Source organism: Actinomycetospora lutea (genome assembly GCF_028737205.1).
In the GTDB taxonomy this organism is placed as follows: domain Bacteria; phylum Actinomycetota; class Actinomycetes; order Mycobacteriales; family Pseudonocardiaceae; genus Actinomycetospora; species Actinomycetospora lutea.
Genome location: NZ_JAQZAL010000010.1, coordinates 116,708 through 129,935, shown reverse-complemented (window position 1 = coordinate 129,935; position 13,228 = coordinate 116,708). Strand labels below are relative to the sequence as shown.

The following is a 13,228-nucleotide window of genomic DNA, read 5'->3' as shown; positions in this document are numbered from 1 at the left end:
TCAGGCGTCCGGACAGACCCCACGATCACGGGCCGGTGCGCTCGTCGGCTCGCCGCGCAGCTCGCGGGCCAGCAGCGTCGCGGCGGCCGAGGCCGCGGGGATGGCGAGGACCGCGACGAACGGGATCGCCGCGAGCAGGTAGGTCGGGACGCCGACGCCCCAGGTCGCGAGGCGTCGGGTGCGCAGGACCCGGCGGCGGGCGCCGAAGTCGAGGCCGCGGCGCTGCAGCGCCGGCGCGATGAGTTCGATCATCAGCAGGCGACCGCCGACGAGCGCCGCCGCCACGGGCGCGAGCACCGGCCCGACGACGGGCACGAACCCGAGGACGAACAGCGGGACCGCCGCGAGCAGCGAGAGCCCGATCAGCAGCAGGCCGTCGCGCACCCCGCGGAGCACCGAGCGCACCCAGGACGGCTCGACCGCGCCCGGTACCGGGCCGACGGCCTCGTCGACGGTCTCGGCGAGCTTCTCGTAGAACGGGCCGCCGACGGCGAGCGTCACGGCGACGAAGGTGACGACGGCGACCGCCGCGGCGGCGGCCACGACCGCCGCGCCCGCGGCGACCCGCGCGCCGGTCCGCAGCGCCTCGGACCACCCGTCGGCGAACGGGGTCAGTGTCGCCGCGATGTCGGGCAGCCAGGCGATGAGCGTGCCCAGCGCGCCGAGGTAGAGCACGGACACGATCAGCGCGGGGATCGCGCCGAGCAGCAGCAGGCGCGGGGAGCGCAGCACCGTCACCGTGCCGCGCACGAACAGCCGGAGCCCCAGCACCAGGTCCACGGTCGCGATTGTCCCGGCCGGGCGGGATCAGGCGATCCAGGCCCGGGCCCGGGCGAGCAGGGCGCGCGCGGCCGGGCTCAGCGGCGCGTCGCGGCGCCGGGCGAGGTCGATCTGCGCGCGCACCTCGGGGACGAGGGGCACGGGCCGCAGGTCGTCGCGACCGGCGAGGGCCGGCGAGGGGACGACGGCGATCCCGAGGCCGTGGCGCGCGAGGTCGGCGAGCACCGGCGGCGAGCCCGCCTCCAGGGCGGGGCGCAGCGTCACCCCGGCGTCGGCCGCCGCCCGGTCGAGCGCCGCGCGCACTCCGGCACCGACGGGCAGCGCGATCACCGGGTGCTCGGCGAGCTCGGCCACCGTGACCGTGTCGCCGAGCGGGCCGTCGGGCGGGATCGCCGCGACCAGCGGGACGTCGAGCACGACGTCGACGTCGAGATCCGCGGGCGGGTCGCCGTCGCGGCCGACCCACGCCAGGTCGAGGTCGTGGGCGCGCAGGCCGTCGAGCAGCGCGTCGGTCGCGGCCTCCACCAGCCGGATCTCGACGCCCGGGTGGTCGCGGTGGAACGCCCCGAGCAGACCGGGGAGGTCGACGACCCCGCCGCCGCGCACCATTCCGACCGAGACGCGCCCGCGGACGAGGCCGGCGAGCTCGTCGGCGGTGTCGCGGACGCCGGTGACGGCGGCGAGCGCCGCGCGGGCGTGGGGGAGCACCGCCTCGCCGGCCGGGGTCAGGCGCACGCCGCGCGCCGACCGGTCGAACAGCACCTGGCCGAGCTCGCGCTCGAGCCGGGCGATCTGCGCGCTGATGCCGGGCTGGGCGACGTGCTCGCGCGCCGCCGCCCGCGTGAACCCGCCCTCCTCGGCGACCGCGACGAGGTAGCGCAGCTGGTGCAGCTCCATAACCTTCAGTTGTAGCAGCGAGGCCCATCAGCTCTTCGACTTCTGTCGCCGCCGCGCCCAGGGTGGACGGCATGCGCACCCCCGCCGAGACCATGACCGCCTACTTCGAGGGCTGGCGGCGCCACGACGCCGAGTCGCTGCGCGACGTCCTCGCCGACGACGTCGTCTTCGACGGCCCGATGGGCCACGTCGAGGGCGTCGACGACAACGTCGCGAGCCTGCACGGCCTGCTGGGCACCGTCACCGGGGTCGACGTGAAGCACGTCTTCGTCGACGGTCCGGACGTCTGCACCGTCTACGACCTGCACACCACCGCGACCGACGCCCCGATGCTCACGGTCAACTGGGCGCACGTCGTCGACGGCCGCGCGCGGACCATCCGCGCGATCTTCGATCCGCGCCCGCTGCTGGGTACGTGAGCGATCTTCGGTGCTATAGCCCCGAAGTTCGCTCACATAGGGTCGACCACGTGCGGATCGCGTCGCTGCTGCCCGCGGCCACGGAGATCGTCGGCGCGCTGGGGCTCGCCGAGGACCTCGTGGCCGTCACCTTCGAGTGCGACCGCCCCGAGGGCATCCGGGCGACGCGACCGGTCGTCGTCGACACCGCGCTGCCGGCCGGTCTGACGCCCGGTGAGATCGACGCCGTCGTCCGTGACCGCGCCGCCCGGGGCCTGCCGCAGTACGAGCTCGACCGCGACGCCCTGCGCGGCGCCGCGCCCGACCTCGTGCTCACCCAGGACCTGTGCCGGGTGTGCGCGCTGCCGGCCGCCACCGTCGCCGAGGCGCTGGACACCCTCGACCTCGATGCCACCGTGCTGACCGTGGACCCCCACACGCTCGACGAGGTCCTCGGCGCCATCGGGACCGTCGCGCGGGTGGCGGGCGCGCCGGACGCGGGCGAGCGCCTGGTCACCGCCCTGCGCGGACGCCTCGACGCCGTGGACCGCGCCGTCCGGGCGAGCCCCCGCCCCCGCGTGCTCGCGCTCGAGTGGGTCGATCCGCCGTTCCAGCCCGGGCACTGGGTGCCGGCGATGGTGCGGCGCGCGGGCGGGGAACCGCTCGCCGGGATCGACGGCGGGCGCAGCGTCGCGACGACGTGGGAGCAGATCGCCGAGCAGGCGCCCGACGTCGTCCTCGTCGCCCCCTGCGGCTTCGGGCTCGACGACGCCGTGGCCCAGGCGGCGACGGTCCGCGAGCGCCTGCCCGGCGTCCCGCTGATCGCCGTCGACTCGGCGTCCTACGTGGTCCGCGCCGGTCCGCGGCTGATCGACGGGGTCGAGGCCATCGCGCACGCCCTGCACCCCGACAGCGCCGTGCCGGCGCCCCCGCCGGGCCGGATACGCGCGCTCAACTGACCAGCTTGCGCGGGCCCGGCCCGTCGGCGGCGAGGCGGTCGTGCGGGTTGGCGAGCCCGCAGCGGTCGAGCGAGAGGCACCCGCAGCCGATGCAGCCGGTGAAGTCGTCGCGCAGCTGCTGGAGCCGGCGGATGCGGTCGTCGAGCTCCTCGCGCCACTGCGCGGAGAGCCGCTCCCAGTCCTGGCGGTTGGGCGTGCGCCCGTCGGGCAGGCCGTCGAGCGCCGCGCGGATCTCCGCCAGCGGGATGCCGACGCGCTGGGCGATGCGGATGAACGACAGGCGGCGCAGCACCTCGCGGCGGAACCGGCGCTGGTTGCCGGGCGTGCGGCGGCTGTGGATCAGACCCTCGCGCTCGTAGAAGTGCAGGGCGGAGACGGGGACCCCGCTGCGCTGGGCGACCTCGCCGACCGAGAGTTCCTGGCCGGGGTAGGGGCGGGGGTGCTGGTGGTCGGTCACGTCGGGCTCCCGGCGGCGTGGTCGAGGCGGGCGCGGCGCAGGGTGCCCGCCCACCACTGCAGCGCGTCGAGCAGCACGGTCGCGGCGGCGTCGGCGACCTCCTCGCGCGGGCGCCCGGTGGTGTCGAAGGCCCCGGCGGCGCCGTGGAAGCTCACGGTGTCGCGCAGTCCGACGGCGTGCAGCTCGGCGAGGACCGGGCGCAGGTGCTCGACCGCGCGCAGCCCGCCCGAGAGCCCGCCGTAGGCGACGAACCCGACCGGCTTGTCGCGCCACTCGCCGCCGGTCGCGTCGATCGCGGTCTTCAGCGGGCCCGGGAAGCTGTGGTTGTACTCCGGCGTCACGATCACCACGGCGTCCGCGGCCCCGATCCGTGGGGCGAAGCCGGTGTCCGGGCCGGTCTCGAGCAGGTCGACGACGTCCACGGAGAACGCGGGCCGCCGGCGCGCGAGCTCGGCGAACCAGGAGGCGACGACGGGACCGAAGCGGCCCTCGCGGACGCTGCCGATCACCACGGCGAGGCGGACGGTCTCGGTCATGTCGTCGACGGTAGAACCTCGACCATTGTTCAGGTCAAGGACGCGAGCAGGCGGACGGTCGCGACCGCCGCCTCCTCGGTGCGCGCGCCGGTGCGCTCGGCCCACGCCGACACGGTCTCCCCGGCGGCGAGCGCGGTCCCGAGGTCGCCGTCCGGAGGACCGCCCACCTCCGCGGTCACCACGTCGCACGCGGCCAGCACGCGGCCGCGGCGGCGTGCGAGGTGCTCGGCGAGGACGCGGCGCAGCTCGGTGAGCGCGCCCTCGTCACCGGCGGCGAGGTCCGCCGCCGCGCGCCGCAGCAGGGCCTGCAGCGTCTCGGGCGGCAGTCCGGGGTCGGTCGGGCCGGCGGCGGACCCGGCGTCGGGGGTGTAGCCCCGCTTGGCGTCGCGGCGACGCTGTTTGGCGGCGCGTCGTTCGCGGTTGCCGGGCACGGGTGCATCCTCGCGCCTACCGCTCGGCGAGCGCGTCGCGGCCCGGGGTCAGGCTGGCGGCGTCGGCGGCCGCGCGCCCGGCGGCCCAGCCCGCGCCGTTGCCGACGCTGAAGCGCCGGCGGGTCAGCCGCGGGAAGAGCTCGCCGACCGTGCGCTCGACCACCTCGGCCCGCGCGGCGAGCACCGGCAGCAGACCCTCGCCCAGCTCGGCGCGCGCGTGGGCCTGGGCCTCGTGCGCCGCCGCGGTGAGGCGCTCGCCGATCCGCGTGGCGTACGCCAGGAAGAAGGCGTGGCGGAACGAGCGCGTCCGTGACCGGGGCACCGACCTGTCGTCGGCGGCCAGCATCGCCCGGTCGGCCTGGACCAGCAGGGACGTGACCAGCAGCTCGACCGTCGCGAGGTCGGCGGCGTGCCCGATGACGGTGACCATGTCGAGCGCGGCGAGGCTGACCGCCCGGCACCGGTTGGCGCCCGCCACCTGGTGCACGAGGCTGGACTTGGCGCTCGCGTAGGGCGGGTCGAGCCACAACCGCCGCGCCGCCGCCCGGGGCTCCGCCTCGGCCGGCCCTGCGACCAGTGCCTGCTCCAGCGCGTGCCGGCCCATCAGCTCCTGGGCCTTGGCGGAGAGCGCCTCGGCCTCCTCGGGGTACTCGGTGGACTCGGCCTTGGCCAGCAGCGCCCGCACCCGCGCGAGCACCCGGGCGTCGACCCCCTCGGGGGCCCGCTCCTGGGCGCCGAGCCAGGGCAGCGTCGGCAGCGAGCGCAGCAGGCCCACGAGCGCGACGCTCGCGGCCAGCGCGTCGTCGGGGTCGAGGCCGCGCACCGAGCTCCACTGCGCCACCAGCGGCACGTCGCGCGCCGGCGGCGTCGCCGCGAGGTCCGCGAGGTCGGCGTCCAGCGCCGCGTCACCGCGCGGACGGCGGGCGGCCGCCGCGCTCAGCACGTCGACGGCCAGCACCACCCGCCCCGCCGACAGCCGGCGGCGGACCACCTCGCCGACGTCGCGCGGGCCCCACCCCCGCGCGTGCAGCGCGTCCGCCGCGTCGAGCAGGGCCAGCTCGGCGCCCGCCAGCAGCGTCCGCGACGTGTAGCGCGCCCGCAGGACCGCCGTGACCTGCTCGCCGCGTCCCCCGGCCGCCGCGACTCCGGCGAGGAAGCGCGCCGCCTCCTGCGGGTCGTCCGACCCTGCGTTCGTCACCATCCGCCCTCCCTGCCCGGTCCGTCAGGGTGTTCGACGGGCGCGGGTCCCGCACGGTTCCACCCGGGAGCCGACGGATTTCCCCCGGTCGGATCCTCGTCGAGCCCGGGCGTGCGTGGTCGGGCCGGGGGCGGGATGCGATCGTGGTCCGTCGCAGCGGGGGCTGATGCAGGGCCAGGAAGGGAGCGTGCGCGTGGGCGTGCCGCAGGAGCCGGTCGAGGCACCGCCCGCCCGCCCGCACGACGCGGCCCGCACCAACGGCCGCGCCGAGGTGCCCGCCTCGACCACCCCGGAGCACGACCCCGCCCTGCGCGACCGCGTCCAGCGCTTCGTCGGCGTCCTGCGGCGCGTGGCGCTCGCCCGCGCCCGTCCGGTGCGGCACACCCGCCATCACGTCGGCGAGCTCGCGCTGGTGGACGTCGCCGACCAGTCCGCGGTCCGCCGCCCCCGCGCGGCCGGAGACGAGATCCTCCGCGCCCCCGCCGAAGGCCCCATGCGGGCGACGTTCGACGCGCTGTTCGACCTCATGCGCGCCGCCGCCGACCAGCCCGAGGCCGTCGAGCTCGTCCTGGCCGGCGGCCTGCTGCACGCCCCCGACCAGGACGTCCGCGTGCACCTCCTGTCCCGCCCGGTGCGCATCGCGCACGACGGGGACGACATGGTCGTGACCCTCGCCGGCGACGCGACCGTCTGGGAGGACGAGGAGCTGCTCGCAGGCACCGGGCTCGTCGACGACACCGTCGCCGCCGACGCGCCCGCGCCCGCCTCGCCGCTCGACCCCGACCTCGTCGACGTCCTCGCCGGGTGGGCCGACCGCCGCCTGCGCGTCGAGCACAGCCGCGGCGACGACTGGATCGGCCCGACCGGACCCGGCACCGTCCTCGTGCCCGCGCCGACGCTGGTCGCGCGGCGCCGCGGGGCCGCCGCCCTGCGCACGTTCTACGACGCGATGGTCGCGGACCTCGCCGAGCACACACGCCCGCTCCCGGTCGGCCTCGCCCAGCTCGTCGCGGCGATCGAGCCCGCCGACCGCGCCGCGTGGCTCGCGCGGACCGGCCACGACGAGCCGCCCGTCACCGACCCCCTGTTCCCGCTGCCCGTCGGGGCCGCGCAGGGCCGCATCCTCGGTCGGCTGGGCCGCGACTCCGGGGTCGTCGTCGAGGGCCCGCCGGGCACCGGCAAGACCCACACGATCGCCAACCTGCTCTGCGCCCTGCTCGCCGAGGGCCGTCGCGTGCTCGTGACCAGCGAGAAAGCCCAGGCACTGCGGGTGCTGCGCGACAAGCTGCCGGCCGAGATGCGCGACCTGTGCCTCTCCCTGGCGGACGCGGACGACGACGACCCGGGCATCGCCGGCCTCGCCGCGCGCAGCACCGAGGTCGACCCCGACGAGACCGACGGCACGATCGCGGACCTCGTCGAGCGCCGCGACGGGCTGCGGGCCGAGCGCGAGGCGGCGCTCGAAGCCGTGGTCGCCGAGCGCGCCGCCGAGACCGCCGTCCAGCGCGACCTCGGTCCCGGCATGACCGGCACGCGCCCCGAGGTCGCCCGCCGGCTGCGGTCGGCGCACGGGCGCGACGGGTGGCTCGCCGACGTCGTCGGCCCCGACGTCGACCTGCCGGCCGCGCCGCCGCTGTCGACCGCCGAGTTCCGCACCCTGCGGGGCCTGCTCGCGAGCGAGACCCCGGAGCGTCGCGAGCGGACGCGGCTGGTGCTGCCGCAGCCGGTCGAGCTGCCGCCCGAGGACCACGTCGCCGAGCTCGCCGTCGCCGTCCTGCGCGGCCTGGACGCCACCTCGGGCGACGTCGGCGACATCGTCGCCGCGCTCGGCGGCCTGCCCCCCGACGCGGCCGCGCACCTGCCCGAGGTCAGCCGGCGGGTGGCCGACGCGCTCGCCGAGCTCGACGAGACCGGTGACGAGGCCGGGGTCGACGGAGGGTGGGCGCACGGGGTCGCCGACGCCGTGCTCTCCGGGCGCGCCGGGCACCTGTGGGCGCGCGCGACCGACGGGCTGCGCGCGGTCGACGCGGTGCTCGAGCACGACCGGCGCGCCGGCCCCGCGCAGGTCCGCGTCGACGACGGGGTCGACGTCGCCGCGGCCGCGCCGGTCGTCGAGCGCTTCGCGGCCTTCCTCGCCGACGGCGGCACGACCCGGCGGGTGTTCAAGCCCGACGAGCAGAAGGCCGTCGAGCCCCACCTCGCGGGCATCCACGTGCACGGCGCCGACCCCGCCACCGTCTCCGGGGCATCCGCGATCGCCCACCACCTGCGCATCCTCGAGCTCACCGACCGGCTCTCCGAGGGCTTCGGCCCGCTCGGGCACCCGCTGCGCCGCGCCGAGCACCGCGCGCTGCTCGTCGAGCAGGCCCTGGCGCTGCGGGCGACGTGCCGGGCGGTGGGCCGGGTGCTGACCGCGGCGATGGGGGTGCGCCGGCTGCTCGCCGCGCTGCCGCCCGACGACCGCCCGCGCATCGACTCCCTCGCCCGCCTGCGCGTGCTCACCACGCTGACCCTCGACGTCGACGACACCCGGGCCGCCGAGCTCGCGCGCGGCGAGCTGGACGAGGTCGTCGAGCGCGTGCAGGCCGGGGTGCCGCCCGCGCGTCAGGCCCCGGAGCTCGTCGCGGTGCTCGACGCCCTGCGCCGTCGTGACCCCGACGCCTACACCGACGCCGTGCTCGCGGTCGAGACCGCGCACGCGCAGGCCCGCGACCAGCGCCGCGCCGACGCCCTCGGCGACCGTCTGGACCAGGCCGCGCCCGGTGCCGCCGCGCTCCTGCGGGCCCACGCCGGCGAGCCCTGGCCGGAGCGCGAGGAGCGCTTCGAGCAGGCCTGGGCGTACGCGCGGGCGGCGGCGCGGGCGCGGCGGTGGGCGGCCGTGCAGGACGCGCCGGACCGGCTCGCCGACCTCGACGTCGAGCTCGCCGGCGTGACGGCCCGGCTGGCGGCGGCGAAGGCGTGGCGGGCGACGCTGACCCGGATCACCGCCGAGCAGATGCGCGCGCTGCAGAGCCACCGCGCGTCGGTCGCCGCGGTGGGGAAGGGCACGGGGCGCCACGCCGACCGCTACCGCGCCGCCGCCCGCGAGGCCGTCGAGGTCGCCCGGGACGCCGTCCCCGCCTGGGTGATGCCGATCCGCGAGGTGCTCGCCGCCGTCGAAGCCCGCCCGGACGCGTTCGACGTCGTGATCGTCGACGAGGCCAGCCAGGCCGACCTGACCAGCCTGTTCCTGCTCTGGCTGGCGCCGCGCGTGATCGTCGTCGGCGACGACCGGCAGTGCACCCCCGCCGACGTCGGTGTCGGCTCGCTCGAGCCCGCGTTCGCGCGGCTGGAGACCGACCTGCCCGAGGTGCCGTTCTACCTGCGCAGTCAGTTCACGCCGCGGGCCAGCGTGTTCTCGGTGTTCCGCGCGACGTTCGGGCCGCCGATACGGCTACGCGAGCACTTCCGCTCGATGCCCGAGATCGTGGGCTGGTCGTCGCGGGAGTTCTACCGCGGGCCCGGGGACGGTGACGCCCCCCTCGTGCCGCTGCGCCAGTTCGGCGCCGACCGCCTGCCGCCGCTGCGCGCGACGTTCGTGCCGGACGCCGCGGTGCGCGGACAGGGGTCGTCGCTGGCCAACGACGCCGAGGCGCGCGCGCTCGTCGACGCCGTGGCGCGCTGCGCCGACGACCCGGCCTACGCGGGCGCGACGTTCGGGGTGGTCGTGCTGCAGGGCCACGGGCAGGTCGAGCTGATCGACGGGATGCTCCGCGCGCGCCTGCCGGTGCCGGAGTGGGAGCGCCGCCGCCTGCGGGTCGGCGTCGCCGCGGACTTCCAGGGCGACGAGCGCCACGTCGTGTGGCTGTCGATGGTCGTGGCGCCGGGCCATCGGCTCGTGGCGCTGACCGCCGAGCGCTACCGGCAGGCGTTCAACGTCGCCGCCTCGCGCGCCCGCGACCAGATGTGGCTCTTCCACTCGGTGGGCGCCGAGGAGCTCAGCGAGGCCGACCTGCGGCGCAAGCTCCTCGAGCACGTCACGGCGGTGGAACCGGTCGGGTCCGCGGGCGCGCCGGAGAACCGTCCGGCGCCCGCCGAGGTCGACCGCGAGCACCGCCACCCCGCGTTCGGCAGCCTGTTCGCGCAGCGGGTGTTCGCCGACCTGTCCGAGCGGGGGTTCGCGGTGGTCCCGCAGGTCGAGGTGCACGGGCGCGTGCTCGACCTCGTCGTCACCGGCGCGACGGGCAGGCTCGCGGTGCTCTGCGACGGCGACGAGCAGCGCCGGGCCGTGACCCGCGCCGACGTCGAGGCCGAGCACGACCTGCGCCGCTGCGGCTGGCCGGTGGTGCGTGTCGCCGAGTCCCGGTACGTCGCCGACCCCGAGGGCGCGCTGACCCCGGTGCTCGACGCGGCGTCGGCCGCCGGGATCACACCGCAGGCGCCGACCGGTCCGCTCGCGGTCGTCGAGTCCGCGCCCGGCGACCACACCGAGTACCGCCCGCGGCGCGGCCGCTCGGGGCGCGCGGTGCTCGGGGGTGCGGTGCCCGAGACGCTCGACGACCTCGTGGCCGACCTCGCCGCCCAGGGCTTCCCGCCCCCGCGCCGCGACGCCCGCGTGCACGACCCGCGCGGCGGCGGCGTGCTCACCGACGCCGCCGCGCTCTGGCCGACCGGGATCAGCCGCCGGGCCCTCGCCCCGCCCGTCGTGCTCGATCCCGACGTCGCCGACCCGGCCCGCGACCGCCTCCGCGAGCTCGGCTACAAGGTGCTCACCTCGGTCGCCGACGTCCGCGCCCACCTCGCGGAGTCCGGGGAGGGCTGATGTTCGCCGGCGCGGCACGCCGGCGCCCGGCTCAGGCGCCCGCGAAGATCTCGTCGCCCTCGTCGTCCATGTCGTCGCCGCCGTCGTCGGGCTCACCGTCGACGTAGGGCGCGTAGTGCGCGGGGTCGAACGGCAGCTCGACGCCGAAGGGCAGCTCGTACTTGTCGTGCAGGAAGCGCTCGCGGTAGAGGTGCTCGGCGGTGTCGACCACCTTCGCCAGCAGCCGCGCCGACAGCACCGCGCCCACGCCGACGCCGAGCACCGGCACCAGCTGCGCGAGCTCCCGCTGCCCGATCTGACCCAGCAGACGCTGGTACACCGCCTGGCCGAGCCGCTTGATCTGCGCCTGCTGCTGCTTGCGCTTCTGGTTCTCCTCGGTCTTGGCGGTGATCAGCTCGGAGAGGTCCTGGTACGCCTGCGGCGCGTCCTCGTCCGACGACAGCCCGACCGCGAGGACCGCCAGCGCGATGATCTGTTCGGAGCGCTTCGTGACGTCGTAGCCGTGGTAGGCGGCGACGTGCGCGACGGCCCGCGTGCACGATGCGACCGTGAGCAGCGTGTCGCCGGTGAGCGCCGCGACCATCACCGCGATCCCCGGCAGGCTGCCGAGCCCGGCGCCGCCCGTGCCGCCGGCCGCCGCGGTGACGCCCGTCGTGGTCAGGATGCCGGTGACGCCGCCCTGGACCCCGGCGAACACCGTGTAGCCGAGGTCGAGGCGCGGCATCGCCGTCTCGATGTCGGTGATGTCGAGGTCGCGGATGTCCTTGAAGTCGGTGACGTCGTGGCCCTGCGCGCGGAAGTCGGCGAACACCGCGTCGCGCCGCAGGGTCGCCGCGCCCGCCCCGGCGCCGGCGGCCGCGAGCTGGTGGAGCGCCGTCTGCACGCCGTCGTCGACCTGCGAGACACCGGGGACGCGGCGCAGGAACGACGTGACCTCGGACCGGACCCCGGCGAGACCGCTCAGCACCGGGCTGAACATCCCGGTGGAGCTCTGCAGCTCCCGGTCCTTCCACTGCACGACCTCGCGCCAGCGCTCGGCGTCGGCGGGGGAGACGTCCGGCGTCGTCGGTGCAGGATCGTCCGTCGTCGTGCTCACAGCCGGGACGGTACCCACCGCGAGGACACACAGTCTCATCGACGAGGTGACGGAGACGATTCCAGCGATCCGTCCGCGTGACGTCGCACGACGAGGTCCGCGGCACCGGGCAGCCCCTCACGCTCGGCGAGCGCGTGCTCGGTGTGTCGCCAGGCGTCCCGGTGCGGCGCGTAGAGCGGCCAATCCTCGCGGCGCCGGAGCCGGCCTTCCCGCTCCTGCGGGTCGGCGTCGACCCACACGGTCAGCGCCTCGTGCCCACGCAGCACCCGCGCTCCGGCGCCGCACCCCTCGAGGACGACGACGCGCGTGCTCACCGGCCGCTCCCGCCCGGGGCCCTCTGCGCCGCGCTCCCAGTCCCACGCCCGCCACCGCGGCTGCTCGCCGCGGCGCAGCGGCTGGACGAGCCCCGCGACCACCCGCCCCGGACCCTCCGCGAGACCCGCCCACCCGAGGTAGAACTCCTCGATCGAGAAGACGGTGATGTCGTCGTGCGCGGCCAGGTCCTCGGCCAGCGCGGTCTTCCCGGCGCCGGAGAACCCGTCGATCCCGACCAGCACGGTGGACCCGACCGACGCGGGGAGCGAGGTCAGGGTGGAGGTGAAAATGCTGATGGATGTCACTTCTGCAGGGGCGGGAGGTTCGCGACCATCTGCTCCGCGGCGCGTTGGCCTCGTCCGCACGGGTCGTCGGCCTGCCCTCCGTCGAGCTCCGAGTAGTTCGTCACGAGTCCCTGCCCGTCAGCTGTTCCGACGGTGATCGTGCAAGAGATCGAACCCATGTAGGACTGCTCGCGGACGGCCGGCAGACCGCCGATCTCGACCGGCTCGAACACGGCGAACAGCCGGACACGATACGTATCGACCAGGACGTCTCGCCTGCTCACGACGACCACGTCGAGCGCCTGCCTCGAGTTCCTCCCGCCCCACTCGCACGACGGCTCGCCGGTGGACTCGACCGCCGAGGTGCGGCCCACGTCATCGAACCCGAGTGCCCCGAGCTGTGCCTCGGTCAGGAGGGCGTTGCACGGGTCAGTCGTGAAGCCCGTGACGTCTCTCGGCGAGGAGATCGGCGGGGCGCCATGGCGCTCGTTCATCGGTCGGGGAGCGGGTACTTGTGAATCTTGCGCGGAACAGGAGGTCAGGACGATCGCCAGCAGCAGCGCCGGCGCCGCGGGTCGCAGGCTCATCGTCAGCTGAGGTCCGCACGCACGTGGTCGTCGGAGTCCCGATACTGCTCGAGGCTCGATCGCAGGGATTCGAGCATCAGCTCGATCTGCTGGATGCCCTGGTCGAGAGCGACCAGGAGGGAACCCGGACCGCCGACGGCGACGGTGCCGAGGAGCTGTGCTGCGTCGATGCTCACCAGGTCCCTCGTGGGCGCTTCGACACGGCCGAGCCTCTCGGCTTCGCGTTTGATGTCGAGAAGCTCGTCCCGTGCCGTCTCCAGTTCCCGGATCGCCTCCGGCGCACGGGCCAGGTCCACCGTGAACGAGCCGCCCCCGACTTCCGGCGGCCGGTAGCGCGGGACGGTGCGGCCATCGGGCAGCGTGACCGGCGAGTCCGCCTGCAGCGGCGGGGGCAGGGGCTGTTCGGTCATCGCGCCGTCCTCCCGCTCGCCCGACCGTCTCGCGCCGAGACGCTAGCGAGATCTCCGCCGCCGTAGGGGCGGGACGCGA

At 76.5% G+C, this 13,228-nt stretch carries 13 protein-coding genes; 3 read left to right on the top strand and 10 right to left on the bottom strand.

All coding sequences use genetic code 11. The annotated features are described in order from the left end of the window. Together PHK61_RS13200 and PHK61_RS13195 are read right to left on the bottom strand one after the other, a co-directional pair. The gene (locus PHK61_RS13200) at window positions 1-780 is read right to left on the bottom strand and encodes an EI24 domain-containing protein (RefSeq protein WP_274281442.1); all 780 of its coding nucleotides are present in this window, start codon (window positions 778-780) and stop codon (window positions 1-3) included. 27 nt (window positions 781-807) lie between these two features. Then, window positions 808-1,677 carry a LysR family transcriptional regulator gene (locus PHK61_RS13195; protein ID WP_274281441.1) on the bottom strand — a complete coding sequence of 290 codons (870 nt, stop codon included), beginning with the start codon at window positions 1,675-1,677 and terminating at the stop codon, window positions 808-810. A 71-nt stretch (window positions 1,678-1,748) separates the two neighbouring features. On the opposite strand from PHK61_RS13195, the gene PHK61_RS13190 reads away from it, so the two are divergent. Together PHK61_RS13190 and PHK61_RS13185 are read left to right on the top strand one after the other, a co-directional pair. After that, complete coding sequence (locus PHK61_RS13190; RefSeq protein ID WP_274281440.1) at window positions 1,749-2,096, top strand: nuclear transport factor 2 family protein; 348 nt, start codon at window positions 1,749-1,751, stop codon at window positions 2,094-2,096. 50 nt (window positions 2,097-2,146) lie between these two features. After that, entirely contained in the window at window positions 2,147-3,034 is an 888-nt protein-coding gene (locus tag PHK61_RS13185) for an ABC transporter substrate-binding protein (protein WP_274281439.1), read from the top strand. Here the strand turns inward: PHK61_RS13185 and soxR are convergent. From soxR to PHK61_RS13165, 4 genes are read right to left on the bottom strand one after another with little or no spacing between them, the layout of a single operon-like run. Next, window positions 3,027-3,491, bottom strand: a complete 465-nt coding sequence (gene soxR, locus PHK61_RS13180; RefSeq protein WP_274281438.1) for a redox-sensitive transcriptional activator SoxR — start codon at window positions 3,489-3,491, stop codon at window positions 3,027-3,029. The genes PHK61_RS13185 and soxR overlap by 8 nt on opposite strands. Further along, window positions 3,488-4,027 (bottom strand): NADPH-dependent FMN reductase, encoded by a 540-nt coding sequence (locus tag PHK61_RS13175; protein WP_274281437.1) that lies wholly within the window; start codon window positions 4,025-4,027, stop codon window positions 3,488-3,490. Before PHK61_RS13175 ends, soxR begins: the two co-directional genes overlap by 4 nt. 29 nt (window positions 4,028-4,056) lie before the next feature. Beyond that, window positions 4,057-4,458 (bottom strand): hypothetical protein, encoded by a 402-nt coding sequence (locus PHK61_RS13170; protein WP_274281436.1) that lies wholly within the window; start codon window positions 4,456-4,458, stop codon window positions 4,057-4,059. Between the two features lie 16 nt (window positions 4,459-4,474). Beyond that, on the bottom strand, window positions 4,475-5,659 hold the full coding sequence (locus tag PHK61_RS13165; protein WP_274281435.1) for a DUF2786 domain-containing protein: 1,185 nt from the start codon (window positions 5,657-5,659) through the stop codon (window positions 4,475-4,477). 190 nt (window positions 5,660-5,849) lie between these two features. Here PHK61_RS13165 and PHK61_RS13160 point away from each other — a divergent pair, with 190 nt between their 5' ends. Continuing rightward, the gene (locus tag PHK61_RS13160) at window positions 5,850-10,457 is read left to right on the top strand and encodes an AAA domain-containing protein (protein WP_274281434.1); all 4,608 of its coding nucleotides are present in this window, start codon (window positions 5,850-5,852) and stop codon (window positions 10,455-10,457) included. A 31-nt stretch (window positions 10,458-10,488) separates the two neighbouring features. Here PHK61_RS13160 and PHK61_RS13155 read toward each other — a convergent pair whose 3' ends face one another. The 4 genes from PHK61_RS13155 to PHK61_RS13140 are packed head-to-tail and all read right to left on the bottom strand — an operon-like array spanning window position 10,489 to window position 13,149. Continuing rightward, a complete protein-coding gene (locus tag PHK61_RS13155) occupies window positions 10,489-11,553 on the bottom strand; it encodes an EcsC family protein (protein ID WP_274281433.1) in 1,065 nt (354 codons plus the stop codon). 35 nt (window positions 11,554-11,588) lie between these two features. Further along, complete coding sequence (locus PHK61_RS13150) at window positions 11,589-12,173, bottom strand: uridine kinase family protein (protein WP_274281432.1); 585 nt, start codon at window positions 12,171-12,173, stop codon at window positions 11,589-11,591. Then, window positions 12,170-12,739, bottom strand: coding sequence for a DUF3558 domain-containing protein (locus PHK61_RS13145; protein ID WP_274281431.1), 570 nt, complete (start codon window positions 12,737-12,739; stop codon window positions 12,170-12,172). Before PHK61_RS13145 ends, PHK61_RS13150 begins: the two co-directional genes overlap by 4 nt. A 2-nt stretch (window positions 12,740-12,741) precedes the next feature. Next, window positions 12,742-13,149, bottom strand: a complete 408-nt coding sequence (locus tag PHK61_RS13140; RefSeq protein ID WP_274281430.1) for a hypothetical protein — start codon at window positions 13,147-13,149, stop codon at window positions 12,742-12,744. Window positions 13,150-13,228: the final 79 nt, after the last annotated feature.